Genomic DNA, 25,188 nt, shown 5'->3' with positions numbered 1-25,188 from the left:
TGAGCCTACCAAGCCGTGGCGCTGGTTAGGGTTGGACGGTGGCAAAACTACTGGCAGACATCACTCCGCTCAAGGAGAGTCCTGCTTTTCGTCGTCTCTGGCTGGGGGCGTCCGTTGCCGCCATCGGCACCCAACTGACCCTCGTGGCTGTCAGCCTGGAGGTGTACCGGCTCACGCAGGAAAGTTTCTATGTGGGGCTCCTGGGTATCTTCGCGCTGGTTCCCCTGGTCATTGCCGGCCTCTACGGTGGATCCATCTCCGATGCCTACGACCGACGCAAAGTGGCCTTGATTGCATCCCTCGTCCTATGGGCTTCCACGGCCGGCCTGGCACTGCAGGCGTGGCTGGGTCTGGGCAACATTTGGGTCCTTTATGCGCTGGTAGCCATCCAAAGCGGCGCGCAAGGCATCAACGGCCCGGCCCGGAGCGCCATCATTCCACTCCTGGTCCGCAAGGACCTGCTGCCCGCGGCCAACGCCTTGAGCATGCTGACCTTTGGCCTCTCGATGACCGCCGGACCACTCCTGGCCGGGGTACTCGTGGCAACCATCGGCTTCGGCTGGACCTACACGATTGACGTCATCAGCTTCACCTTCGCGCTGTGGGGACTTTTCAGGCTTCCGCCGCTGCCGCCCTCCAAGGATGCCGTCCGGCCCGGGTTCCGCTCCGTGGTGGAGGGCTTCCGGTTCCTGGGCGGGCGGCCCAACGTCCGCATGACCTTCATCATCGACCTCATCGCCATGATCTGCGCCCAACCCCGGGCCCTGATGCCCGCCATTGGCGCCGTGATGATCGGTGGAGGCGAAACCACCGTGGGTGTGCTGCTCGCATCCACGGCTGTGGGAGCGTTCCTTGCAGGCCTCTTCTCTGGTCCGTTGGGAAGGGTACGCCGGCAGGGCAGCGCCGTGGTGTGGTCCGTGATGGGGTGGGGAGCCTCAATTGCCGGCTTTGGGCTGGTAGTGCTCCTTGCAGGTGACGCCGGACGCAATGGAACCACGCCGTGGCTGATACCGGCTGCGCTCTGCTGTGCGCTCGCAGGTATTTCGGATTCCGTGAGTGCCGTTTTCAGGACCACGATTCTCCAGGCTGCTACCCCGGACCATCTGCGTGGGCGGTTGCAAGGGGTGTTCATCGTGGTGGTAGCTGGCGGACCCCGGGTGGGAGACATGCTTGCCGGTGGAGTGACACAGTTCCTCAGCGAGGGCGGGGTGCTGTTGCTAGGTGGAGTCCTGTGCATTGCCTTGGCATGGCTCGCTTCCCGTGTCCAACCCGGCTTCGTCGCCTACGATTCAAAGCATCCGGTGCCCTAAGCAGGCGGGGGCCAAGCCAGGAACCGGCGCCTGGGCCCGGAACAGGCGGACCGGCGTCGGCGTTAAACGAAGCAAAGCCCTGCAAGAGCTGAAGAAAGAGAACGAGAGCAACGTGCATAAACACAACAATGGACTCAAGACCGCGGCACTCTTCGGTGTGCTGTGGGCGGTGTTGTTGGGTTTGGGTGCCATCATTGCCTCAGGAACCCGGAGCACCGCCCCCATCTGGATCATGGCCCTGATCGGCGTGGGCACCACAGCGTACGGCTATTGGAACAGCGACAAGATCGCCATTCGTTCCATGGCTGCCTACCCGGTCACTGAGGCCCAGGCTCCCCAGCTCTACCAGATCGTCAGGGAGCTGTCCGTGCGGGCGAACAAGCCCATGCCACGGATCTACCTTTCACCCACCATGACACCCAACGCCTTCGCCACCGGCCGGAACCCCAAGAACGCCGCTGTCTGCTGCACCGAGGGCATCCTGCACCTGCTGGACGCCCGGGAACTCAGGGGCGTGCTGGGCCATGAGCTGATGCATGTGTACAACCGCGACATCCTGACGTCGTCCGTGGCCGCGGCTGTGGCCGGCGTCATCACATCCGTGGGCCAGATGCTGCTGATCTTCGGAGGCGGCGACCGGCGCAATGCGAACCCCCTGGCGACCATTGCCATGGCGCTGCTGGCACCATTTGCGGCCTCGCTCATCCAGATGGCGATCTCCCGCACCCGTGAATTCGACGCGGACGAGGACGGCGCCCAGCTCACCGGGGACCCGCTGGCACTGGCCTCGGCGCTGCGCAAGATCGAGTCCGGGGTGAGCCAGTTGCCGCTTCCGCAGGACCAGCGGCTGGTCAATGCCTCGCACCTCATGATCGCCAACCCGTTCCGTGGCGGCGGCATGCGGCGCATGTTCTCCACTCACCCGCCCATGAAGGAACGCATCAGCCGACTGGAGGGAATGGCAGGGCGCCCGCTCGCCTGACGTGCTCGCAGGGACTGCTACGCGAACAGTCCTTCGCCGATGAACCCGCCGGCCTGCACCCCGGGAGGAACCGCAAACAAACCCGAACCGGTGTGCTTCAGGTACTCCACGGACAACGTGTCGCCCTTGGCCATTGCCAGTTGCATGGGCACGTAGTGCGTCCGCGGATCCTTCACGAAAGCGATGAAGAAGAGACCGGCATCCAGATGCCCCAGCCCATCCGAACCGTCCGTGAAGTTGTAACCTCGGCGGAGCATCCGCACGCCGTTGTTCTGGTCCGGGTGGGCCAGCCGCATGTGCGAGTCCATGGGAATCAGCGGCTCGCCATTGCGGCCCGCCATGGCAAAGTCCGGTGTGCTGAACTCATCGCCGCCTGACAAAGGAGCCCCGACGCCCTTGGTGCGCCCAATCAGCCCCTCCTGTTCACGCAGTGAGGTGCGGTCCCAGATCTCAATGTGCATCTGGATCCGGCGGGCCACCAGATAGCTGCCGCCTGCCATCCACTGCTCGGATGCAGGGCCGCCAGGGGCCACCCACACGTGCTCGTCCAGCAGCGCGTTGTCCTCGACCTTGAGGTTGTTGGTGCCGTCCTTGAAACCGAAGAGGTTGCGGGGAGTCACCTGTGCCCGGGACGTTGAGGAGGTGCGCCCGAATCCGAGCTGGGACCAACGGACGCGGACCTTTCCGAATCCGATTCTCGCCAGGTTGCGGATGGCGTGCACCGCAACCTGCGGGTCATCGGCGCAGGCCTGGACCACGATGTCTCCTCCTGTGCGCCCGGGCTGGAGGTCGTCGCCCGGGAAGTGGGGGAGGTCGATCAGAGCTTCGGGTCGCCGCCCGTCCAGGCCGAACCGAACCTTGCCATCCTTTTCGAACAGTCCGGCACCAAAACCAAACGTCAGGGTCAGTTTCGACGCCGCCAGGTCCAAAGCCTCGCCGGTGTCCTCCGGCGGGGCGTCATAAGGTCCATCGACGGCGCCGGTCTTGCCGGTGGGGTCCCCGGCCGCCATCGCCTGCGCCGCGGCAGTCCAGTCCTTCAGGAGCTTGATGAGTTCCTTGCGGTCCTCGGTGGTGACATCGAACGCGGCCATGTGGAGACGGTCCTGGGCAGGGGTCGTGATGCCTGCCTGATGGTCTCCGAAGAACGGGACTACCGCTTCTTCGGCGGCCGGAACGGAGGCAGATGCTGCGGTTGCCGTCACGGCGTCGTGGCCCAGGAAGCCGGCGGCCAGGCCGGCAACGGCTCCGGCCCCGCCCACGCCCGCCAGCGACAGCAGGCCACGGCGGGACATCCGGGGGGTGACGGTTTCAGCGGTAGCCGCCGTGCCGCCGTCGGACGCCCCTCGGGAGGTTACGACGTCGTTCGGCTCACCGGAACGCTCGACGCCGGCGGCGTCACCGGTGTGCCCGAAGGGGCAGCCGCTCACAGGACCACGGCTGAGGTGAGCTTGGAAAGGGGCTCACCCAGCGAGTCAACCAGCGAAGCCAAACCCTGGACCTGCTCCGGGCTGAGCTCGTTGTAGTAGGCAAAGCCGTCGCCCTTTGCGTGCTTGTTCAGTTCGGCCTGCAGCGCCGCGAACTTTTCATCCAAGGACTTGGAGAGCTCAGCGTCTTTCTGCTCCAGGGCCGGCTTCAGGCTCTCGAAGGCGATGCGGGCGCCGTCAACATTGGCCTGGAAGTCCCAGAGATCCGTGTGCGACCAGATTTCTTCTTCGCCGGTGACCTTGCCGGTGGCCACTTCATCCAGGAGTTCCTTGGCGCCATTGCCCAGCTTGTCCGCAGTGAGCTCCACGGTACGGGTGCGGGTGGCGAGGTCCTCGGTGTCGGCGACCAACTGCTTGGAGATGGCGGTGCGCTCAGCAACGGTCATGGCCGTGTAGCCTGCGGGCGGGAAGAGGTCCTTTTCGGCGCGGTGCCACCCGGTCCATTCCTGTCCGGGCTCAAGGTCGGCTTCGCGGGCATCCAACTTGGGGTCGAGGTCGCCGAAGGATTCAGCCACCGGCTCGATCCGTTCCCAGTGCATGCGGGTGGCTGCGTAGAGCTCGCGTGCCTTCGCGGCATCACCGGCTGCAAAAGCGTCGGCGAATGCCTTGGTGCCGGTGACGAGCTGTTCGGTCTGGTCCTTGACGTAGGCGGCGTACTGCTGGGTGCCGGTGTCCAGGAGCTTCTGGAAATCGGCGTCGACGCTGGGCTTGTTGCCGGACTCGGTGACCTCGAAGGAAGCGCGGATGCCATCGCCCTGCATGCCGGGCTTGCACGCGGTGTTGTACTTGCCGGCCGGGGCCGTGACCACCAGGTTGCGGGTGATCCCGGGTCCGATGTTCTCCACTTCGCCAAGGATACGCAGGCCGTCTTCTGCCAGCAGGTAGAACTCCGTGACCTCGGTGCCTTCGTTCTTCACCGCGAAGGTGAGGTTGCCGCTGGGTGCGGTGGCAGCGGAAACCTTGCACTCGTTGGCCGTGCTGCTGACCTGAATGGGGCCATCCGCGGCGGCTGTGGTCTTCGTGTTGTCAGTGCAACCGGCGAGGACCAGGGGTACGGCCGCGGCCGCGCCGATCACGGCAAGGGTCTTGCGGAGTTTCGTTGAAACGGGCATGGGTGAATCCTTTGTCTATGAACGGGCGCACGGCGGTGTGCCTGAAGGCGTAAGGGGAGACAGCCTTAGGGCTGTGCTGCGACTGCGGGAGCTGGGATGGTGCCGGCGGCTTTGGGACGGGAGGAACGGTTGGCCCGGATGTACAGGGACAGCACGGGGATCACGTACAGCAGCCAGGCTGCCGCTTCCAGCCACGTGGTGGCGGGGGAGAAGTTGAGGGTGCCTTTCAGCAGGGTGCCGTACCAGGACGACGGCGGGACGGCGGCTGAGACATCGAATGCCAGGTTGTGCAGTCCCGGGAGGATGCCGGCTTCCTGGAGGTCGTGGACGCCGTAGGCCAGTACGCCGCCGGCGATGATGATGAGGCCGACTCCGGTCCAGGTGAAGAAGCGGCCCAGGTTGACCTTCAGGACACCCCGGTGCAGCAGATAACCCAGCCCGGCGGCCGCGACCAGGCCGAGCAGCGCACCGAGCAGGGGGAGGGTTGTTTCGCCTGTGGCTTGGGCTGCAGCCCAGATGAAGAGGGCAGTTTCAAGCCCTTCCCGGCCCACGGCCAATGCCGCCACGAGCACGAGGCCCCATGCGGCGCCGTCGGCCGCTTTGTCCACTTGGGAGCGCAGCTCGCCGCCGAGGCTGCGGGCGGTCCTGGCCATCCAGAAGACCATCCAGGTCACCAGTGCCACTGCAATGATGGAGAGCCCGCCGCCGATTGCTTCCTGGGCCTCGAACGTCAGCCCTCGGGGGCCGAAGGTCAGCAGTGCGCCGAAGCCGAGGGAGATGCCCATCGCGATTCCCACGCCGATCCAGAGGCGGGGAATCAGGTGCCGCCGTCCGGTCTTGATGAGGTAAGCCATCAGCAGGACCACGATGAGGGAGGCCTCCAGGCCTTCGCGCAGTCCGATCAGGAAGTTGGCGGTCATGGTGAGTGTTCTTTCGCTAAGGGGAGCCGTACTTAGGCTCGCCTAAGGAAGAAGAATACTGTGCCGCGGCTATTACGCAAACTAATCGTGCTCTAATTTTCCCGTCCATTACGACAGTCGCTGTAGTTACAGGCAGCGAAAAAGCCGGGACGCGCTGCCCTGTGGGGCGTGCATCCCGGCTTTGGCGCGCCCTGGCCAATGCCGGGCGACCGCTTGGTTAGCTGCGGAAGTTCACGAACTGCAGGTCGGCCTCTTCGAACTTCTTGAGGATGTTCATGGTTTCCTGAAGGTCGTCGCGGGACTTGGAGGTAACGCGGAGTTCGTCGCCCTGGATCTGGGACTTGACGGACTTGGGGGCTTCATCGCGGATGATCTTGTTGATCTTCTTGGCGATGTCCTGGGCGATACCTTCCTTGATGGTGCACTCCAGGCGGAATTCCTTGCCCGAGGGGTAAGGCTCGCCCTGGTCGAGGGACTTCAGGGAGATGCCGCGCTTGATGAGCTTTGACTGGAAGACGTCCAGGACTGCAAGTACCCGGTCCTCCGAGTTGGCCTTCATGAGGATCTTTTCGCCGCTGAAGTCGATCTCCGCGCCGACGCCCTTGAAGTCGTATCGCTGCGCGATTTCCTTCTGGGACTGGTTCAGTGCGTTGGCGACCTCTTGCTTGTCTACCTTGCTGACGACGTCGAATGTGGATTCGCCTGCCATGACTCTCCTTAGGTTGGGGGCCCTGTGAGGGCGGGTTGGGTCTGGCATCCAGCCTAGTACGGAAGCCGGCACTTGGGACGGTGGAGGGCTTTCACAGTTCGCTCACAGCACACGCAAGGTGGGAACCGAGGTAGCTGGCCGAGAGTTGTACCAGTTGAAAGAACGTATCGTCGGAGGATCAGCATGAGCAGCAAGGCCGTCCAGTCCATCAGCAAGTCCGCCTCGGCAGCAGCCGGTTCGATTGGCACGGCAGCCGTGGCAGCTGCAAGCGCCGTCGCTGCGGCGGCCGTGGCTGCGTCGATCGTACTGAGCCCGGTTCCCGATGCCACTGCCCGGATGGACGGCGTCCACGCAGATCTTCTGCGGGCTGTGCAGCTCAACCAGATCACTGCCGAACAGGCCGAGAGGTTCGAAGCCAAACTCGCGGGCAGGATCCTCGGACAGGCCTGAAACACGCGGAAAATCAGGGTGTCTGCGTCCGATTAGATTCTTCGCTGAAACTTCTGTAAGGTTGTCTCTGCCTTCGGTTACCGGATCGAAAGTAATGGTCTCCGGAAGTGATCTTCTTTTGAAGTTCGGCAGATTACCCGAGCGGCCAAAGGGGGCTGACTGTAAATCAGCTGGCAACGCCTACGGGGGTTCGAATCCCTCATCTGCCACCCAAAGAAAATCCCCGGAACCACTGGTTCCGGGGATTTTTTGTGCCCTGGTGGAATCTCGCGATTTGAGCTGCCATTTTCGTCCGGGCCACGACAATGGACGAAGGACACCCAAATTCTCGTGTCCTTGGTCCGGGGCGATGTCCGCGGTGAATGTGGGTGTCCCCAGCCAGAGGGAGGCGGGCCCGGGGTGGGGCGTCTGAGCCGGGGGGGCAGAAGTGGCCCTTCAGCGACTCTCCGAGATTTTCCGGAGCTCCGCAATCTCCAGCCGCAAGGCCGCGATTTCGCTCACCAGGTCCGCCATTTCAGCCCGGACTGGTTCTTCGGCCGCTGCTGCCTTTTCTCCCGCTGCGGCGGCGACCCCCTCGGCGTTCTCCTCGATCCGCTGGACAAGCCAGGAAGCGATGGAGGCCGTCACGATACCGAGAACAGCGATGCCGCTCATCATCAGGGCGGCAGCTACCACCCTGCCAATGGGCGTCACCGGGTACAGATCGCCGTAGCCCACGGTGGTGATGGTGGTGACGGCCCACCAGGCTGCGTCGCCGAAGGTCAGGATCTTGGCGTCGGGGGCGTTCTGTTCAACATCCAACACCGCCAGGGCGCCGATGAGGATGAGCATGGCGGCGGCCCCGGCGACGTAGGTTGCCACCCGGCCACGGAGGGTTTCGCCCACGGTGCGTTGCAGCACGGAGAGGAGGGTGACCAGGCGCAACAACCGCAAAGGCCGGAAGAAAGGGAGCACCACGATCAGGAGTTCGTGGAGGTTCCACACAAACCAGCGCATGCGGTCCTCGGCAAGCCAGAGGTTGATGAAATAGTCCAGCGCGAAAATTCCCCAGGTGATCCACAAAATCACCTCGAAAGGGACTGCCGAGGGCCCGTCGACCCGGCCAATGACCTGCCACGCGTAGGCGGCGAGGAATATCAGTGCCGTGGCCATGAGCGGCCATTCGACGAGGTCCCGGTATCGCGCTTGAGTCATACGGGAATACTAGCCACAGGCCGGGCCGGCCGGGGGCTTGCGGAGTTGCTCAGGCGGTGGTTTCCAGCCAGTAGCCGTCCAAGTGGTGTATCAGTTGACGGCCCAGGCCGCCCTTGAGCTGGATCCAGAGGGTGCTGCGGTCGTCGGTCATTCCGTCCAGGGTTCCTTCGATGCGGTTCCCGCGCGCGTCCTGGAGCACCACTGTCTGGTGGCGCTGGAGTTCGGGCCAGACGTCGCCGCTGGGCCTGCTGGTTTGCAGCGTACTCAAAGGGATCTCCCTGATGTTTTCTTCCAATACGAGTTCCAGATATTGTGCACGTCTTTGATGAACCAGCGGTAAACGTTAGTGCAATCGTTGGACATAAAGTTGAACAAACAGCGAGGCCCGTGCTCGTTCCTTTGGCTGAATCCAGCAGAGCGTCCCACAATGCGGTCGGCATCTTTCGCTGGAAGTTACTCATGGGTAACATTGTTGCCATGCATCTGCTTCTACGCACCCTCATGTTGCTGTTCACGTCCTCCAAGCGCACGCCGTTGAACGTTTGGGACGAATCGTCGCTGCCCTTGCGGGTGCTTCCCACGGACATAGACATCGCCATGCACGTTAACAACGGCATGTACTTTTCCCTGATGGACCTGGGCCGGTTCGACCTCATGGTGCGCAGTGGGATCTGGAACAAGATGCGCAAACGGGGTTGGAGCCCGGTGGCTGCCGGGGAGACCATTGCGTTCCGCAAATCCTTGCAGTTATGGCAGCGCTACACCATTGAAACCCGCATCATCGGCCTCGATACCAAAGCGATCTACTTCGAACAGCGCATGGTGGTGGACGGTGAGATCTACGCCCGTGCCCACATCGCCACCCGCCTGGTGGCCAAGGGCAAGCCCGTGACACAGGAAGAGATCATCGCCGAGTTCGGTGGGCCGCCGGCGGACCTTGAACTGCCCGAATGGATCCACGAGTGGCGCGAAAACAACGCGCTGCCCGGAGCGCGCCGTCCCGCACCGCACGTCTGGAACTAGACCCCAACGTCCCGCCGCTGCAAGGCCAAAGTTCCCAGCGCAATCAGTGCCGCCGATATGCACAGCAGCCCTGTCACGGCGCCCCAGTCAGCCCCGTTGGTCACGGGTGAATTGCCGTACGCCCAGTGATACGGCGAAAGGTTCAGCAGCCACTCCACATCGGGGCTTTGCCGCCCCACCGCATTGAATACGTAGCCGAGGACCGCAACAGCAGCACCGGCAGCGACTCCGTACACCTTCCGTCCCGTGAGGGCGCCGGCACACAGTGCGGCTGTACCGCTCAGAAGGGCCAAGGCGGCGAACAGCAGCACGGCGCCGAAAAGATGCCCGACGTCGATCTCAAGTTTTGCGGTTCCGTTCAGTACCAGCACCAGCACGAAGACCAAGGCGGACAGCAGCGCAATGCGGACCAAAATGGCCAACGCCCGCTCAAGGACCACCTGCACGCGGGTGACGCTGTGGGCGAGGGTGAGTTCCAAAAGCCCGGACTCCTCGTCACCTCCCACCGCCGCCGCGCCCCAACCAATGGAGGCCATGGACATCAGCAGGAAGCCGATGAGTCCGAAAAGGGTGGCCTGGGTGTAGCCGGGTCCCGTCGCTATTTGGTCGTAGTTCAGGGCCTTGGTCATGCCTTGAGGGAGGGCATCAATCATTTGCTGCATCTGGGCGCTGCCTCCGATGGACGGATACAACGGCAGGTACAGCATGATCGCGCCCGTGAGTCCCAGCGCCCAAGCCAAGGTGGAGCGCCACGAATCAGTCAGTGCTTTGGTGAAGAGCGGCAATGGCCTAGGCACGGTGGGCTCCTTCCGGTTGATGGCCGGCTCTCTGGGGATTTCCCATACTGGAGGGCGCTTCGCCGCCCGTATAGAGGGTCAGGACGGCTTCTTCCAGGTCCGGCTCTTCCAGGACCAGGTCTGTCAGGTGCAGCCGTGCCAGTTCCTGGACCAAGGGCTGGATATGGCCGGACAAGGTGGCCGTGGCTTCCACGGTTCCGCTCGCATGGCCGTCTGCGGGCAGTTCCCGCACCGCGATATTGGCGACGCCCGGCACCCGGGCCAGCAGCGCGCCGACGTCGTGCGCTTCCGTTCCGATGCTGTTGAACCGCAGCTGCCTGACCGCCGCCGTCCTTAAAGCCTCCACAGTGGAAACGGTGACGATGTCGCCGTCGCGGAGGATGGCGACGGCGTCCGCGGCCTGCTGGACTTCGCTCAGGACATGCGAGCTGAGGAACACGGTGGCGCCGCCGTCCACGGCCTCGCGGACCATGGCATGGAAGACCTGCTGGACCAAGGGGTCAAGCCCGCTGGTGGGTTCGTCCAGGACCAGGAGCTCAGGCTTGTGCATGAACGCCTGCAGGAGGCCCAGCTTCTGCTTGTTTCCCTTGGATAGCTTGCGGGTCTGCCGGTCCAGGTCCAACTGAAGGCGGTCTGCGAGATCGTTGACGTGCCGCTCATCCACCGGGCCGCTGATGGCAGCAAAATGCTCCAGCATGCGGCGGCCCGTGGTGCGGTTCTCCAAATGCAGCTCCCCGGGCAGATAGCCGATCCGCCTTCGCAGTGCCGTGCCGCCCCGCCTCGGATCCTGTCCCAAGACGGAAATGGAACCGCCGCTGGGTCGGATGATGTCCAGCAGGCAGCGCATGGTGGTGGTCTTTCCGGCACCGTTCGGTCCGATCACCCCGAAGACTGTCCCGGGTTCCACCGTGAAATCCAGCCCGTGCAGAACCTCGCGTTGACCGAACTTCTTGCGTAACCCCTTGACGACGATTGCCTGGGTCACGGGGCATGCTCCCTTCCGTTGTTGGTGTTGTTTCCTTCCAGGGCTTCGCGGGCTGCGTGCAGGAACCGCGCGTCCGAATAGAAGCCATGCGTATAGATCTCAAGAAGAGGCAGGGTGAGCTGGCGCAGAAGGTCGGGGCCGATGCCGTTGGGTTCCGGGGCCGGAGTGCCCAGCGTCCGCGAGAGGTGCCGGCCCAGCATGAGGATCGAAAGGCTGTTGGACGCGATGATCACCGCGATGGACGGGATGTCGTCGAATTTCCGGATGGTGCCTGCTTCGATGCCGGTGTGGATGATGTCCTGGCACTGGTTCACCACAGCGTCGAAGAAGGCGTCTCCGGCGTCGGATTCATCACCCAGGCTGCGCCGGATGTAGGCGATCTCTTCCGTGTACTGGTCCGGGTTGTTCAAGTAGTCCTGGATGAGCCTGCCGGTGGAACCGGGGTCTGCTTTTTCCCTGCCCTGAGTGGCTGTGAGGGCCAGGACGTGCTGGTCACAGGCCTCTCGGAGACCGGCTTTGCTGCCGAAATGATGGATGACCAACCCCGGGCTGACGCCGGCAATGGAAGCCACTGCCCGGACTGTGGCCCGGGAGAAGCCATCGCGGCCGAAGAGTCCGATCGCGGCGTCCCGGATGCGCGCCCTGGTGGTTAAATCGTCTGCGGTTGAACGCATGTTTCATACGCTAAACACTTGTTCAATGCGAATCAAGAGATTCCTGAAACGGCGGGTTGCCGCTTTATTCCCAGTGACGCGGGAAGCGAACAGTGGCCCGCCCGGCGGGACTTCACAGACCGGGACGCGTACCGTGGAACCATGGCTACAGTTGACATCACTGGTGAACAGTTCGCATCGACCATCGAAGACAACGACATTGTCCTGGTGGATTTCTGGGCTGCATGGTGCGGCCCCTGCCGACAGTTCGCGCCCACGTACGGAGCGGCATCGGAAAAGCACTCCGACGTAGTCTTCGCCAAAGTGGACACGGAAGCCGAGCAGCAGCTCGCCGCCGAGGCCGGGATCACCTCCATCCCCACCTTGATGGCTTTCCGCGAAAAGGTGCTCGTCTTCTCGCAGCCCGGCGCCCTGAACGCCCAGCAGCTTGAGCAGGTCATTGATGCAGTGAAGGGCCTGAACATGGAAGAAGTCCACGCCCACGTTGCAAAGTCCCGTGCCGAGGCTCAGGAAAAGGCACAGGAAAACTAGACTTCATCCGGGGAAATCGCCGTTAAAGCCCCGAGGTCGCCGTAAATTTACGGCGACCTCGGGGCTTTAAGGCGTAACTGCAGCGTTTAGGCGTTCTCTCAGAGACGTTCCAGCTTTACGGGTTCGGCAAGCAGCGCGCTGAGTGACTCGTTCAGGTCCTGGACAGCGATGCCCTTGGAGTGCTTGTCCAGCAGCTCCTCGGATTCCCAACGCTCGGTCAGGACAAGCTTTTCCTCGGTGGCTTCGGTCAGTTCGTAGCGGATGCAGCCAGGCTCGTTGACGACCTCATCGATCGCGATTTCCAAAGCGAGCTTCACGCGGAAGAACTCGCCCTCGTTGGGGATGAACGTGGCCTGCAGGTCAATGGGTGCACTCATGGCTCCAACCCTACCGGCAGGACACGGCGCCGCTGGAGGTGGTTACGGTTCTGTTGCGCGGCCGGGCTTGGTAGCGTTCCGTCATGTTGTCCTACACCGCCGGAGACACTGACGTCCCGCTGCTAGAAGAGACCATTGGCGCCAACTTTGAGCGCATCGCGGCCCAATTCCCTTTGCGGGACGCCCTCATCGAGGCCGCCGCCTCGCCCGGCGAAGACGCCCGCCGCTGGAGCTACCAGAAACTGAACGACGACGTCGACCGCCTCGCCCGCGCGCTGCTCGCCACCGGCGTGGCCAAGGGGGAGCGGATCGGCATCTGGAGTCCCAACTGCGCAGAATGGACCATCCTCCAGTACGCCACCGCCAAGATCGGGGCCGTGCTGGTGAACGTGAATCCCGCCTACCGGAGCCATGAGCTGGAATTCGTGGTGAAGCAAAACGGGATGCGGATGCTGGTGACCGCCCCCTCGGACAGGAACAGCGACTACGTTGCCATGGCCAGGCAGGCAGCGGCTGCCTGCCCTGAACTCAAGGAGATTGTGTTCCTGCCGGGAGATCCTGCGGTGGGACTCCGCGCGGGCGTTCCGGAAGCCGGCCATGAACTCACGTACGGCGAGCTCCTGACCCGGGCGGACGGCGTCGGGCCTTCAGCGGTGCGCGACCGCATGGCCCAACTGGACCCGCACGATCCCATCAATCTGCAGTACACCTCGGGCACCACGGGATTCCCGAAAGGTGCAACGCTGACGCACCACAACATCCTCAACAACGGGAACTCGATCGGGCGGCTGCTGGGCTACACCGAGCATGACCGCGTAGTGATTCCGGTGCCGTTCTACCACTGCTTCGGAATGGTGATCGGCAACCTCAACGCGCTCAGTTTCGGGGCGGCCACCATCATTCCGGGCCGGGGCTTCAACCCTTCGGCCGCGCTGGAGGCTGTGCAGGATTTTGGCGGGACCTCGTTGTACGGTGTGCCCACCATGTTCATCGCGGAGCTCGCGCTGGAAGACTTCGGCTCCTACGATCTCTCAACCCTGCGAACCGGAGTGATGGCGGGGTCGCTGTGTCCCATCGAAGTGATGCGCCGCGTCATCGATGAGATGCACATGGTGGATGTGGCCATTTGCTACGGCATGACCGAGACCTCGCCCGTGTCCACCATGACCCGCGCCGGGGACACCCTGGAACAGCGGACCTCCACCGTGGGACGGACCATGCCGCACCTGGAGAGCAGGATCGTGGATCCGGGTTCCGGGGAAGTGGTGGAGCGGGGTGTGATCGGCGAACTCTGCACCCGCGGCTATGCGGTGATGCAGGGGTACTGGGGCCAGCCCGACAAGACGGCCGAAGCCATCGACGGTGACGGCTGGATGCACACGGGGGACCTGGCCCGCATGGACGAGGACGGGTACCTGGTGATTGAGGGCCGCATCAAGGACATGGTGATCCGGGGCGGGGAGAACATCTACCCCCGCGAGATCGAGGAGTTCCTGTACCTGCACCCGTCCATCCAGGATGTGCAGGTGATTGGCGTGCCGGACCAGAAGTACGGCGAGGAACTCATGGCCTGCATCATCCTCAAACCCGGTGCGGAACCGCTGACGGCCGCGGACCTGGCCGACTACTGCCGGGGCAAGCTGGCCCACTACAAGATTCCGCGTTACATCGATGTCCGCGAGAGCTTCCCCACGACGGTGTCCGGCAAGGTCCGCAAGGTGGATATGCGCCAGGAAGCCGTATCGCGCCTCCACCTCTAAAGCCAACGCGGGGTCACTTATGGCCCATGTTTCCACCATTTATGGGCCATAAGTGACCTCGCGTTGCAGTTGTCGGGAGGCAACCTGTGGATAACTCCATTCGATGGCCGCATTGCCGAGACACTGGATTGCATGGTTCGCATCAGTCCCTTGCCCGAGGTCCTCGGCGCCCGTCCTTTCACCGTCTATGAGTCACGCGCCTTGGGCGTGCCCAGGAAGCGTCTTCGGGCAAAGGACATCAAGGATGGCGGCCGGCTTATCTATCTGCCAAGGGAAACAGATCCGGATCTCTTTGAGCGCGCTCGGGTGCTTACGGCAGCTACCCCCTGTGCCTGGGTTTCGCACGAAACCGCGGCCGAACTGACCGGGTTGGGGCTTCCGCCGTGGATGGGGAACGGCGAAACGGTGCACTTGAGCAAGCCGCATGAACTACCCCGGGTTCGGCGGGCCGGTGTAACTGGTCACAGAGTTCGTGTTTTTCCGGGCGAGGTCATGGATCACCAAGGCATTCCGGTATCGGTCCGCCCCAGAACTTGGCTTGATTTGGCGAAGTCGTTGCCGCTTCCGTATGTGATCGCGATGGGCGACCAACTTATCCGTCGGCCAAGGCCGGCCCTGGAGATGCGTACTGAGCCGTACGCCCATAGTTCCGGATTGAGGTTGCTCATCCGGCAACATCCCAACCTCCAAGGGGTGGAGAAGGCGCGTTTGGCGTTGGATGAAATGCGGGTGGGCGCGGACTCGTTTCCTGAGACGTTCCTGCGCCTGGCTATGCGGGACGCCGGTCTTCCGGAACCGGAACTGCAATTGCCGCTGAATCTCGAGGACCCGTGGTCGCCGACGGCCGACCTCGGCTATCGACGCTTCCGGATCGCGATCCAGTACGACGGCAGACATCACCTTTCCAGGGAACAGCAGTCAAGGGACAACCGGCGTGATGAAGCGTTCCTCAGCGCGGGGTGGTCGTATTTCAAAGTGAACGCCGATGACTTGGCGGAGGGGTTCGCCGGAGTGATCTCACGCATCAGATCGGTGAAACTCCGCGCCCTGTAAGCCAACGCGGGGTCACTTATGGCCCATAAAAGGGGGAAACATGGGCCATAAGTGACCCCGCGTTGCTTTAGTGGTGGCGGTGATCCTGGACGGTCATCCGGGGCCCGAAAGTGGGCTTGCGGAAGCCGCTCAAATACAACATCCGCACCAGGCGTTGCCTCTGCCCGCGCCACGGTTCCAGCAGTTCGATCATGCCGGCGTCGTCCGTTTTCTGCCCGGTCAGGGCGTAGCCCACATAGGACGCCAGATGGTAGTCGCCGACGGAGATTGAATCCGGGCAACCGTGGGTCCGCTGGACAACCTCGGCCGCGGTCCACACTCCGATCCCCGGAATCGTCTGCATCCGGGCGCCGGCCTGCACTGAATCCAGCGCCGCCAAACGTTCAAGCGCGACGGCGGATTGCAGCGCCCGCATGACCGTCGCCGAACGCTGCGGGCCAACTCCGGCTTTGTGCCACTCCCATGACGGAATGGCCAGCCACTGCCGGGCCGTGGGAGGAACGAGGAGACCGGCCGGCGCTTTGCCTGGAGCAGGCGTTCCATAGCGGTACATCAAGTAGCGGTAGCCACGCCTTGCCTCCAAAGTGGTGACCTTTTGCTCCAAAATGGTGGGCACCAGGGAGTCAACCACCCGGCCAGTGGAGGGCAGGCGAACGGCCAGGTTCCGGCGTCGTGCTTCTGTGACCCGGCGCGGGAGGGTGGCGTGGAAAGCGGGTTCATCGAAAGCGGACCAGTCGTCATCGGCGCCCAGCAATCTTGGCACTCCGGCCACTGCGTCCGATGCGCCCGGACCCCATGCCTGGGCATCGACGAACGAATCGGAACCGGAACCACCCCCGGACAGCCGAAGCGTCACCGGGCCGGAGGCAGCTGTGAAGGCCATCCAGAATCCGCTGGAGTGTGCGGCGAAGGACGGATCCGCGTTGCCGCGCATGAGCGGAAACATGGTTTGGTCCAGACGGAAGGGGGCTCCAGGATGCCATCTGACGGCCGCATCTGCCGCGGCCGCCACAAGGGGCGGGGCGTCTGCGATGGTCATGTTTTCATGGTCGCACGCCGGGCTGACAATCCCATCAAAAGCCTCTTTCAGTGATGGCAGCCCGGGGCTAGACTCCGTGCTGTGGCGTGGGTGGGCCGCGCCGGAACCAGGGAACAGAACCCCAAAAACGAGGAGTGCCAGCCATGGCCGCCATAGTGCATTTTGAGATTCCCACAGAAGACACCGAACGGGCCAACAACTTCTACCGGACTACTTTCGGGTGGAACCTGAGCCCCATGCAAGGGATGGATTACACCATCGCCCTCACGGCGCCCTCCGATGAGCAGACAGGCACGCCGAAGGAACCGGGCGCCATCAACGGTGCGCTGTTCCCGAGGACTGATGCGCTGAAGACACCCGTCCTGACCATCGACGTCGACGACATTGACGCAGCTTTGGGGCAGGTCGAGTCCGCCGGAGGGTCGGTAGTCCAGGCCAAGAACCCGATACCCGGCATGGGGTGGTACGGCTACTTCAAGGACACCGAGGGCAACGTGATGGGTGTGTGGCAGACCGATCCATCGGCAGGGAGCTAGCCGGCCGGTCCGGCCCCAAAGCGGGCAGGCGGTAACTTTGTATCTATGAAGTACGCCCAGTCCGTGTTGGACCTCATCGGCAATACGCCGCTCATCAAGCTCAACCACGTTACGGACGGGATCAGGGCCACGGTCCTGGTCAAGCTCGAATACATCAATCCCGGCGGATCCATCAAGGATCGGATCGCCGTGAAGATGATTGAAGAGGCCGAGAAAGACGGACGCCTCAAGCCGGGCGGAACCATCGTGGAGCCGACGTCGGGCAACACGGGCGTAGGGCTGGCCCTCGTCGCCCAGCAGAAGGGCTACAAGTGCGTTTTCGTGGTCCCGGACAAGGTGGGCGAGGACAAACGTGCTGTCCTGAAGGCGTACGGCGCCGACGTGGTGGTGACCCCCACCGCCGTGGCTCCCGACAGCCCGCAAAGTTACTACGGTGTCTCTGACCGCCTGGTCAAAGAAATCCCGGATGCCTTCAAGCCGGACCAGTTCTCCAATCCGGCCGCCCCCGGCAGCCACTTCGAGTCCACCGGCCCTGAAATCTGGAACGACACCGATGGCCGCGTCACGCACGTGGTGATCGGAGCCGGGACCGGCGGCACCATCACCGGCACCGGGCGGTACCTCAAGCAGGTTTCGGCTGACCGGCCGGAGTCCGACGGCGGCCCGGTCAAGATCATCGGCGCGGACCCGGAAGGTTCGGTCTACTCCGGCGGTACCGGCCGTCCTTACTTCGTCGAAGGCGTGGGCGAAGACATGTGGCCCGCCAATTACGATCGTGCCGTCCCGGATGACGTCATTGCTGTTTCGGATGCCGATTCCTTCGCCATGACCCGCCGCCTGGCAAGGGAAGAGGGCCTCCTGGTGGGCGGCTCCTCGGGCATGGCGGTGGTGGCTGCGCTGCAGGCTGCCAAGGACCTGGACGAGTCCGCCGTGGTGGTGGTCATCCTTCCTGACTCTGGCCGTGGCTACCTTGCCAAGATCTTCAACGACCAGTGGATGCGCTCCTACGGCTTCCTTTCCGGGGGCGAAGAAGCTTCCGTGGGCGAGGTGCTCAAATCCAAGACGGGAGAAATGCCGGACCTGGTCCATATCCACCCCAACGAGTCCGTCCGCGACGTCATCAACATCATGAACGAATTCGGCGTCTCGCACATCCCGGTCCTCTCGCAGGAGCCCCCGGTGGTGATGGGCGAAGTCCTGGGCGCGGTGGACGAGCGAAGCCTGACCAGCAAGCTGTTCCGGGGTGAAGCGAAGCTCACGGACAAGATCGCAGAGCACATGGGGGAGCGTCTCCCGGTGATCGGCTCACTGGAGACCATTTCTGCCGCGCGCGAGCTGCTGTCCGACGTCGATACCGTCATGGTGACTTTCGCCGGCGCTCCGGTGGGCATCCTGACCCGCCACGACCTTCTCGCCTACCTGAGCAACTGAAGCGCCCCGCTTCATCCATACCGTTGAACGAACAAAGAGGAGCTTCCATGTCTGCCAACACCAACGCCGGGTTCAACACGCGCGCTGTCCACGCCGGACAGGCCTTCGAACCCCGCACCGGCGCGGTTGTCCCGCCCCTGCACTTCAGCTCAACCTACGCCCAGGACGGGATTGGCAACCTGCGTTCGGGCTATGAGTACGGCCGCGGCGGCAACCCCACCCGCGATGCCCTCCAGGAACAACTGGCAGCCCTGGAAGGTGGCTCAGCCGCATTCTCCTTCGGTTCCGGACTCGCCGCGGAAGACTCCCTGATCCGTGCCGTGGCCCGTCCCGGTGACCACATCGTTCTTGGCAACGACGCCTACGGTGGCACCTACCGGCTCATCAACCGCGTGCTCGGCGACTGGGGCATCGGAAATACCCCGGTGGACATGTCAGACCTCGACGCCGTTGCTGCCGCGGTTGCCGCGAACAAGACCCGCATGGTGTGGGTTGAGACGCCTTCCAACCCGATGATGAAGATCACCGACATCGCGGCGCTCGCCGCCGTGGCGCACGACGCCGGGGCCCTCCTGGTGGTCGACAACACCTTTGCGTCTCCCTACCTGCAGACCCCGCTCGCCCTGGGCGCCGACGTCGTGGTCCACTCGACCACCAAGTACATTGGCGGGCACTCCGACGTCGTGGGCGGCGCCATTGTGGTCAAGGACGCCGAACTGGCCGAAAAGATCGGCTTCATCCAGTTTGCCGTGGGCGCCGTTTCCGGTCCCATGGACGCCTTCCTGACCACCCGTGGCTTGAAGACCCTGGGTGTCCGCATGGACCGCCACAGTGACAACGGCCAGGCCGTGGCCGAGTGGCTGCTGCAGCGTCCGGAGGTGGAAGCTGTGCTGTACCCGGGCCTGCCGGACCACCCCGGCCATGAGCTTGCCGCGAAGCAGATGAAGAAGTTCGGCGGCATGGTCTCCGTGCAGTTCAAGGGTGGAGAGGCCGCAGCGCGGACCGTTGCCGAGAACACGTCCGTATTCACACTTGCCGAATCGCTGGGCGGCATCGAGTCCCTCATGAACTACCCGTCGGAAATGACCCACGCTTCCGTGAAGGGTACGGAACTGGCTGTCCCCGTCAACCTCCTGCGCCTGTCCTGCGGCATCGAGGAAGCCGAGGACCTGATCGCGGATCTTGAACAAGCTTTCGCCAAGATCAGCAACGGCTGACATGGCGGCTTCTCCTTCACAGCTGGTGGCTTCCACCACCAAACGGGGCTGGATCCTCACGGTGGCAGCAGCCTTGGCCCTCGTGGTGGCAGTGTGCTTCCTGTACGCGTACTACGAGCCGGCCCTGAACGACTTCGAGGTTTACTTCTACGGCGGCGGCAAAGTCATGGCGGGCGGTGACCTCTACGCCATCCGTGATGGATTGCCGTTTACCTATCCGCCGTTCGCGGCCCTCCTGTTTGCCGGGCTGGCGGCGCTGGGGTTCTTCGCGGCCAGTATGGTTTTCATTCTGGTGGCCCTTGCCGGTGCCGCCATTGTGGCCGCCTGGCTGGCCAGGCACTACTTCGGCCTGAAGACCTGGCGGGAGGCTTTTTCCGATTACCGTTTCAGGACTACGGCGCTGCTGGGAACCGGTGCCATTCTGTTCCTGGGCCCGTGGCGTGACACGTTCGTCTTCGGGCAGATCAACATCATCCTGATGGGCGTGATCCTGGCTGACTTCGCCCTGTACGGGAAAGCCCGTGCGGGTGCCATCCGGTGGCCTGCGGGTTTGCTGATCGGCCTGGCTGCCGGGGTGAAGCTCACTCCTCTGGCCTTTGGTTTGTACTTCCTGGTCCGTCGCGACTTCAAAGCCCTGGGGTGGATGGCCGCCGGGTTCTTTGGTTCGATTGCGGTGGCCTGGGCTGTACTGCCCCAGGCTTCGCTGGATTTCTGGACCAAGATCCTTCCCGATACCGGCCGGATCGGCGGGCCGGCCTACGTCGACAATCTGTCCGTCAAGGGCCTGATCCTCCACTTCGGCATGCCGGACTCTTCGGTCACCAACCTGGTGTGGATGGTGCTGTCCTTGGCACTGGTGGTCGTCGCCGGCCTCATCATCAAGTGGTCGGTGGCTGTAGATGAGAATTTCGTGGCAGTATCCGCCACAGCCGTCCTGATGCTCCTGATCAGTCCGGTGTCGTGGTCGCATCACTGGGTTTGGGTTGCCGTTGCCCTGCCCAGCATGGCCTTTGCGATGCACCGGGTGCCGTCCCGCAACGGACGGATGCGACTCGCGGGGTGGGTCATTGTGGCGTGCTCCACCGTTGCCTTTTACATGACGCCCAAGAACCTGGCCGTGTGGGCGGGTGCTGCCGAATGGGGCAAAGACCCCCAGACCCAGTGGCAACTCATGGTGTCGAGCCTGGGCGTGGTGTGCGGGATCGCGATGATGGTCTATTGGGCATTGGCGTACCACCCGTCCCGGGCCGGACTGGTTCCCGGTGGAACCAGCCTGAAACAGCGCTGACCCCTCCACGCAGGGCACCCCGCCCTTGCCCGCCTGCCACACCCTTTTGCGGTGAGGAGGCAGGACAAGGGCAGGATGCGCCAATCGTCCGTTAGCCGGAGATGCCTTCCTGTCCGTCTTCCTGGCGACCGGTCAGCCGGCGTCGGAACGTGGCGTCCTCGGCAGCGGTGACCTCCAGGTCATACCAACCGTTCAAGGTTTCCCAGCCGATCTTCTTCGAGTGCCCGGCTTTGAGCTTCGCACTTTCGTGGCCCTGTGCGTACTGCAGCGACTTCAGAATCAGGGTCACTGTGGCCTTGCCGTTGTTGCGCACTTCCAGTTCCACGGCCTTGTTGCCGCGACGTCCGTTGACTGAAACGTCGACGCCGGACGCCGCGCCCGCCGTCGTTCCCTTCAGTTCGTACTGGAAACGGTTGGGGCCGGTGACGACGACGTCGAACCCGCCTGAGGCGGTTGCGAGCTCCACCGTGGCATTCCCGAGGACGTCCACATGCCGTGGCTCCGTGACTTCGCCGGCGTAACCGTAGATGGCGAAATGGGTCGACCGGGTGCCTGAGTTCCCCAGTGCCAGGGTGATTTTGCCGGGCAGCACAGCGGCCGAAACCTGCGGGCGGTAGGGGAGGGGCCTGGCCGGGCGCGTGCCACTTTCCTGGATCGGCGCCACTTGGACGGCGGGTGGGGTGGGCCGCCAACGGCTGATCTTGGCGGGCACGGATGCGGGGTGGTCCAGAACCGGGGGCTTACCTGGCGAGCTGAAATTGAAGACGCCGGTCAGGTCGCCGCAGACTACCCGGCGCCAGGGAGAGATATTGGGTTCCTGCACACCGGTCCAGCGTTCGAGGAAGCGAAGGACTGAGGTGTGGTCGAAGATTTCGGAGCTGACATAGCCACCCACCGTCCAGGGGGAGACCACCGTCATGGGTACCCGTGGACCCAGCCCGATGGGCAGCGCCGTGGTCCAGTCGGCGGATTCGCCTGTTGACGGCCGCGGCTGGACGGGTGGCGGGACGTGGTCGAAATAGCCATCGTTTTCGTCGAAGTTGAGGAAGATCGCGGTGCCGTCCCAGGTCTCGGGGTTGCTCGCTACCGTATCCAGGAGGCGGTAGACGAAGTTTGCGCTGCCCACCGGTGTCGAGGCTCCGGGATGTTCGGAGTCGGCGGCCGACGGTACCAACCAGCTGACCTGCGGGAGGCTGCCTGAGGTGATGTCGGCGCTGAGCCGTTCCAGGAGGGTGTCCGGGCGGCCACGCCACATGGCTTTGTCGAAGAGCGACCTTTCGGCCTCCGTGAGGGTGGCGCGGCCCTTCTCCAGCTGGGCCAGGAGGCGCTCCTGCTCGTCGGCCGTCTTGCCTGCCAGTTGGTCGTAGAACTCCTCGGTGGTGCGGAGCTTGCCGTCAACCGAAGCCAGCATCTTCCGCCCGATCGCTTTGAAGGTCTGGAAGTACTCCACGGCGTTGTCCGTGAAGTTGTCCCAGTCCTGGTAGATCCTCCATGAGACCCCGGCCTGTTCCAGCCGTTCAGGGTAGGTGGTCCAGTCGTAGCCGCCGTGGTCATAGCCATAGGCCGCATTGGTCACAGCCCGGTTGTTCGTGCCGGGCTCCTTGCCGGTGGTACCGCTCCAGAGGTAGTTGCGGTTGGGATTGGTGGAGCCGTTGACGGAGCAATGGTAGGCGTCGCAAATGGTGAAGGTGTCTGCGAGCTCGTATTGCAGCGGGATGTCCTGGCGCTCGTAGAAGGTCATGGTGGATGCGCTCTTGGCAGGAATCCACTGATCGCACCAGCCGTTGTTCCACGCCCGGGTGGTCCCTTTGAAGGAATGGTCGAGGTCGCCCAGGTATTGGATGTCGGTTCCGGGTCGTCCCGCGAGTTCGGCTGCCTTGCGCAGGGAGAACGGCAGGACGGTTTCCCCGGTGGCGCGTGGCTGTTCGAACATGGATTTTCCGTTGGGCAGCCGGGTGACGGAATGGTCGCCGTAACCCCGGACTCCGCGGAGCGAACCGAAGTAGTGGTCAAAGGAGCGGTTCTCCTGCATCAGCACTATCACGTGCTTGATGGATTGCAGGCTCCCCGGCGGGGTTGGCCTGGCCATCGCCGCCTGCACGGAGGGGGGAAGCAGTGATCCGGCTGCCGCCAGCGCCGTCGCTGCCGCGGCCGTGCCGAGGAATCCACGCCGGGAGATTCCGGGAGATTCGGTTGAACGTTTCACCATGTCAGGGTTGTTCAAGGACATTCAGGGTGCCTTTCGTGGTCAGAGTAGACCCGGCAAGCGTAGGCACCCCAGATGAACCGTGAGTGAACCTGGCAAAACCTGCAGGGTGTGTCGCCGTCATCCTCTAGCTTTCTTTAGGAAAGTCAACTAGCTTGGTTCGCATGCCTCTTCGCTCTGACTGGTCTGCCCGCACGTGCAGCCTCGCCCGTGGCCTTGATGTCCTTGGCGACCCTTGGGGAAGCCTGGTGCTGCGGGAAATCTTTTTCGGCAACGGCCGTTTCGACGCCATCAAGCAACGGCTCGAAGTAGCCGATACAGTCCTCAGCAAGCGCTTGGGATGGTTGCTCGAGGCCGGCTTGCTGGCACAGCGCCCCTACCAGGACGGGAGCCGCACACGGCAGGAGTATGTCCTCACCGCCAAGGGCGAGGACTCCCTGCCCGTCCTGAACGCCATCATCATCTGGGCAGAGAAACACTTGGACGCACCCAACGAGGTATCCCACATGCGGGTCATCCACACGGACTGCGGACAGGCGACGTCGTCGGCCGATACCTGCACCCACTGCGGCACCCGCCTGACCGCCGCCAACACGAGCTGGCACAGCTTCAAGCGGACGGACCACCCGGTTCCGCTCGCCGTGGCGCCATCTGAAGCAAGCACAGCAGCTCCCTCTGAAACGGAGATCCCCGCATGACCGCTCCCGACGTCACAGGGGTCCCCACCGAACCGCCGCGGCTTCCTTCCGGCAAGCGTCGCCGTCTCCACCCCGCCTGGATCGTGGCGGCAGTGGCCTTCCTTGCGCTGGTGGGAGCTGCCGGTTTCCGTGCAGCACCGGGCGTGCTGATGGTCCCGTTGCAGCAGGAGTTCGGCTGGTCCACCACGGTGTTGTCGTTGGCTGTCAGCATCAACCTGGTTCTCTTCGGACTGACGGCACCTTTCGCTGCGGCCCTCATGGAACGCTTCGGCATCCGCAAGGTAACCGCGTTGGCGCTGTGCCTGATCGGCCTGGGTTCAGCTTTGACGGTCCTGGTGAACCAGTCGTGGCAGATCCTGCTTACGTGGGGAGTGCTCATCGGGCTGGGAACGGGATCCATGGCACTCGTCTTCGCGGCGACCATCGCCAACACCTGGTTCGCCAAGAGCCGCGGCCTGGTCATCGGCATCCTCACGGCAGGAAGTGCCGCCGGCCAGCTGGTGTTCCTGCCCTTCATTGCCGCCCTTGCGCAGAACCCCGGGTGGCGTGGAGCCTCCCTCCTTATCGCTGCGGGTGCGCTCGCAGTGGTACCGCTGGTGCTGCGGTGGTTGCGGAACTCGCCGGCCGACGTCGGGGTGTTGCCTTATGGGGCTGAGGAACCGGTGGTTCCCGCCGCCGACGCCGGAGCCACCCCTGCGGCGTCCGGCAAGCCTGAGCCTGCGCTTCCCAAAGACTCCGCGAACGCTGCCGTCCGAGCCCTGCAGGTGCTCAAGCGGGCCGCCAAAGTGCGGACGTTCTGGGCCTTGGCCGCGGGCTTCGCGATTTGTGGAGCCACCACCAATGGGCTGATCGGCACGCACTTCATTCCGTCGGCACACGATCACGGCATGCCCGAAACCACGGCGGCAGGCTTGTTGGCCGTCGTCGGGATTTTCGACATCGTGGGGACCATCGCCTCCGGCTGGCTGACCGACAGGTTCAACCCGAAAGTCCTGTTGGCCGTGTACTACCAGTTCCGGGGGATCGGGCTGCTGGTTCTGCCGTTGCTGCTGGGCTCATCCGTGGAACCGAGCATGATCATCTTCGTGGTGGTGTACGGACTCGATTGGGTAGCCACCGTGCCGCCCACCGCAGCCATCTGTCGCTCGGTGTTCGGCGCAGACGGTTCTGTGGTGTTCGGCTGGGTGTTTGCCGCCCACCAGCTCGGGGCCGCTGCGGCCGCCCTGGCTGCCGGGTTCATCCGCGACGCCACCGGTCACTACAACTACGCCTGGCTGGGGGCGGCAGCCATGTGCACGGTGGCTGCGGTCATCAGTGCCACCATCCGCAAGGACGCGGCGAAGAAGGAACCCATCGCAGTTGCCTGAAGATGTTGCGGGGCCCGCTCTGCGCTCCATTTTCCTCTGGAGTCG

Annotated in this window: 25 protein-coding genes and 1 tRNA gene; 14 read left to right on the top strand and 12 right to left on the bottom strand. The window is 63.7% G+C overall.

Annotated features, from left to right (window positions below):
* The first annotated feature begins 38 nt into the window (after window positions 1-38).
* Both PV760_RS01310 and htpX read left to right on the top strand, forming a co-directional pair.
* Window positions 39-1,310: an MFS transporter gene (locus PV760_RS01310; protein ID WP_039242513.1), complete on the top strand. Its 1,272-nt coding sequence runs from the start codon at window positions 39-41 to the stop codon at window positions 1,308-1,310.
* A 112-nt stretch (window positions 1,311-1,422) separates the two neighbouring features.
* Entirely contained in the window at window positions 1,423-2,292 is an 870-nt protein-coding gene (htpX, locus tag PV760_RS01305) for a zinc metalloprotease HtpX (RefSeq protein ID WP_039242510.1), read from the top strand.
* Window positions 2,293-2,309: 17 nt separating this feature from the next.
* On the opposite strand, the gene efeB is transcribed toward htpX, so the two are convergent.
* From efeB to PV760_RS01285, 4 genes are all read right to left on the bottom strand, one after another.
* Window positions 2,310-3,584 carry an iron uptake transporter deferrochelatase/peroxidase subunit gene (efeB, locus tag PV760_RS01300; protein ID WP_431230623.1) on the bottom strand — a complete coding sequence of 425 codons (1,275 nt, stop codon included), beginning with the start codon at window positions 3,582-3,584 and terminating at the stop codon, window positions 2,310-2,312.
* Window positions 3,585-3,715: 131 nt separating this feature from the next.
* Window positions 3,716-4,888 carry an iron uptake system protein EfeO gene (gene efeO / locus PV760_RS01295; RefSeq protein ID WP_354626952.1) on the bottom strand — a complete coding sequence of 391 codons (1,173 nt, stop codon included), beginning with the start codon at window positions 4,886-4,888 and terminating at the stop codon, window positions 3,716-3,718.
* Window positions 4,889-4,953: 65 nt separating this feature from the next.
* A complete protein-coding gene (efeU, locus tag PV760_RS01290; protein ID WP_354626951.1) occupies window positions 4,954-5,808 on the bottom strand; it encodes an iron uptake transporter permease EfeU in 855 nt (284 codons plus the stop codon).
* A gap of 217 nt (window positions 5,809-6,025) precedes the next feature.
* Entirely contained in the window at window positions 6,026-6,517 is a 492-nt protein-coding gene (locus PV760_RS01285; protein WP_018776783.1) for a YajQ family cyclic di-GMP-binding protein, read from the bottom strand.
* Between the two features lie 183 nt (window positions 6,518-6,700).
* On the opposite strand from PV760_RS01285, the gene PV760_RS01280 reads away from it, so the two are divergent.
* On the top strand, window positions 6,701-6,967 hold the full coding sequence (locus tag PV760_RS01280) for a hypothetical protein (RefSeq protein WP_018776782.1): 267 nt from the start codon (window positions 6,701-6,703) through the stop codon (window positions 6,965-6,967).
* A gap of 127 nt (window positions 6,968-7,094) precedes the next feature.
* A tRNA-Tyr gene (locus PV760_RS01275) sits at window positions 7,095-7,176 on the top strand.
* A gap of 226 nt (window positions 7,177-7,402) precedes the next feature.
* Here the strand turns inward: PV760_RS01275 and PV760_RS01270 are convergent.
* Together PV760_RS01270 and PV760_RS01265 are read right to left on the bottom strand one after the other, a co-directional pair.
* Window positions 7,403-8,161, bottom strand: a complete 759-nt coding sequence (locus tag PV760_RS01270) for a potassium channel family protein (protein ID WP_026267022.1) — start codon at window positions 8,159-8,161, stop codon at window positions 7,403-7,405.
* A 49-nt stretch (window positions 8,162-8,210) separates the two neighbouring features.
* Window positions 8,211-8,429, bottom strand: coding sequence for a hypothetical protein (locus PV760_RS01265; protein WP_026267021.1), 219 nt, complete (start codon window positions 8,427-8,429; stop codon window positions 8,211-8,213).
* A gap of 209 nt (window positions 8,430-8,638) precedes the next feature.
* Here PV760_RS01265 and PV760_RS01260 point away from each other — a divergent pair, with 209 nt between their 5' ends.
* Complete coding sequence (locus PV760_RS01260; protein WP_055973033.1) at window positions 8,639-9,184, top strand: acyl-CoA thioesterase; 546 nt, start codon at window positions 8,639-8,641, stop codon at window positions 9,182-9,184.
* Here the strand turns inward: PV760_RS01260 and PV760_RS01255 are convergent.
* Genes PV760_RS01255 through PV760_RS01245 form a run of 3 tightly spaced genes read right to left on the bottom strand, consistent with a single transcriptional unit; the run spans window position 9,181 to window position 11,640 of the window.
* Window positions 9,181-9,981, bottom strand: coding sequence for an ABC transporter permease subunit (locus PV760_RS01255; protein ID WP_354626950.1), 801 nt, complete (start codon window positions 9,979-9,981; stop codon window positions 9,181-9,183). The genes PV760_RS01260 and PV760_RS01255 overlap by 4 nt on opposite strands.
* Window positions 9,974-10,966, bottom strand: a complete 993-nt coding sequence (locus PV760_RS01250; protein WP_354626949.1) for an ABC transporter ATP-binding protein — start codon at window positions 10,964-10,966, stop codon at window positions 9,974-9,976. The genes PV760_RS01255 and PV760_RS01250 overlap by 8 nt, the downstream gene beginning before the upstream one ends.
* Window positions 10,963-11,640 (bottom strand): TetR/AcrR family transcriptional regulator, encoded by a 678-nt coding sequence (locus PV760_RS01245; RefSeq protein ID WP_018776776.1) that lies wholly within the window; start codon window positions 11,638-11,640, stop codon window positions 10,963-10,965. Before PV760_RS01245 ends, PV760_RS01250 begins: the two co-directional genes overlap by 4 nt.
* A 141-nt stretch (window positions 11,641-11,781) precedes the next feature.
* On the opposite strand from PV760_RS01245, the gene trxA reads away from it, so the two are divergent.
* On the top strand, window positions 11,782-12,171 hold the full coding sequence (trxA, locus tag PV760_RS01240; RefSeq protein ID WP_018776775.1) for a thioredoxin: 390 nt from the start codon (window positions 11,782-11,784) through the stop codon (window positions 12,169-12,171).
* 98 nt (window positions 12,172-12,269) lie between these two features.
* On the opposite strand, the gene PV760_RS01235 is transcribed toward trxA, so the two are convergent.
* Window positions 12,270-12,548 (bottom strand): putative quinol monooxygenase, encoded by a 279-nt coding sequence (locus tag PV760_RS01235; protein ID WP_018776774.1) that lies wholly within the window; start codon window positions 12,546-12,548, stop codon window positions 12,270-12,272.
* 83 nt (window positions 12,549-12,631) lie between these two features.
* Between PV760_RS01235 and PV760_RS01230 the strand changes: the two genes are divergently transcribed.
* On the top strand, window positions 12,632-14,308 hold the full coding sequence (locus tag PV760_RS01230; protein WP_354626947.1) for an AMP-binding protein: 1,677 nt from the start codon (window positions 12,632-12,634) through the stop codon (window positions 14,306-14,308).
* Between the two features lie 621 nt (window positions 14,309-14,929).
* Window positions 14,930-15,361, top strand: a complete 432-nt coding sequence (locus tag PV760_RS01225; RefSeq protein WP_354626946.1) for a putative endonuclease domain-containing protein — start codon at window positions 14,930-14,932, stop codon at window positions 15,359-15,361.
* A gap of 67 nt (window positions 15,362-15,428) precedes the next feature.
* On the opposite strand, the gene PV760_RS01220 is transcribed toward PV760_RS01225, so the two are convergent.
* Window positions 15,429-16,400, bottom strand: coding sequence for a DNA-3-methyladenine glycosylase family protein (locus PV760_RS01220; protein ID WP_055971556.1), 972 nt, complete (start codon window positions 16,398-16,400; stop codon window positions 15,429-15,431).
* Window positions 16,401-16,543: 143 nt separating this feature from the next.
* Between PV760_RS01220 and PV760_RS01215 the strand changes: the two genes are divergently transcribed.
* The 4 genes from PV760_RS01215 to PV760_RS01200 are packed head-to-tail and all read left to right on the top strand — an operon-like array spanning window position 16,544 to window position 20,872.
* Window positions 16,544-16,936 carry a VOC family protein gene (locus tag PV760_RS01215; RefSeq protein WP_039242487.1) on the top strand — a complete coding sequence of 131 codons (393 nt, stop codon included), beginning with the start codon at window positions 16,544-16,546 and terminating at the stop codon, window positions 16,934-16,936.
* A 45-nt stretch (window positions 16,937-16,981) separates the two neighbouring features.
* Complete coding sequence (locus tag PV760_RS01210) at window positions 16,982-18,367, top strand: cystathionine beta-synthase (protein ID WP_018776769.1); 1,386 nt, start codon at window positions 16,982-16,984, stop codon at window positions 18,365-18,367.
* A gap of 47 nt (window positions 18,368-18,414) precedes the next feature.
* Complete coding sequence (locus PV760_RS01205) at window positions 18,415-19,584, top strand: cystathionine gamma-synthase (RefSeq protein WP_018776768.1); 1,170 nt, start codon at window positions 18,415-18,417, stop codon at window positions 19,582-19,584.
* Window position 19,585: 1 nt separating this feature from the next.
* A complete protein-coding gene (locus tag PV760_RS01200; protein ID WP_354626945.1) occupies window positions 19,586-20,872 on the top strand; it encodes a glycosyltransferase 87 family protein in 1,287 nt (428 codons plus the stop codon).
* A gap of 91 nt (window positions 20,873-20,963) precedes the next feature.
* Here the strand turns inward: PV760_RS01200 and PV760_RS01195 are convergent, their stop codons facing one another.
* Window positions 20,964-23,081: a phosphocholine-specific phospholipase C gene (locus PV760_RS01195; RefSeq protein WP_354626944.1), complete on the bottom strand. Its 2,118-nt coding sequence runs from the start codon at window positions 23,079-23,081 to the stop codon at window positions 20,964-20,966.
* A 161-nt stretch (window positions 23,082-23,242) separates the two neighbouring features.
* Between PV760_RS01195 and PV760_RS01190 the strand changes: the two genes are divergently transcribed.
* Window positions 23,243-23,776 carry a winged helix-turn-helix transcriptional regulator gene (locus PV760_RS01190; RefSeq protein ID WP_055971564.1) on the top strand — a complete coding sequence of 178 codons (534 nt, stop codon included), beginning with the start codon at window positions 23,243-23,245 and terminating at the stop codon, window positions 23,774-23,776.
* On the top strand, window positions 23,773-25,143 hold the full coding sequence (locus PV760_RS01185) for an MFS transporter (RefSeq protein WP_018776764.1): 1,371 nt from the start codon (window positions 23,773-23,775) through the stop codon (window positions 25,141-25,143). The genes PV760_RS01190 and PV760_RS01185 overlap by 4 nt, the downstream gene beginning before the upstream one ends.
* The last annotated feature ends 45 nt before the right edge of the window (window positions 25,144-25,188 follow it).

The sequence above is a fragment of the Paenarthrobacter sp. CC6 genome (assembly GCF_040560085.1).
GTDB classification, from domain to species: Bacteria; Actinomycetota; Actinomycetes; order Actinomycetales; family Micrococcaceae; genus Arthrobacter; species Arthrobacter nicotinovorans.
The sequence above is the reverse complement of the archived record's forward strand: the minus strand, read 5'-3'. Positions and strand labels throughout refer to the sequence as shown.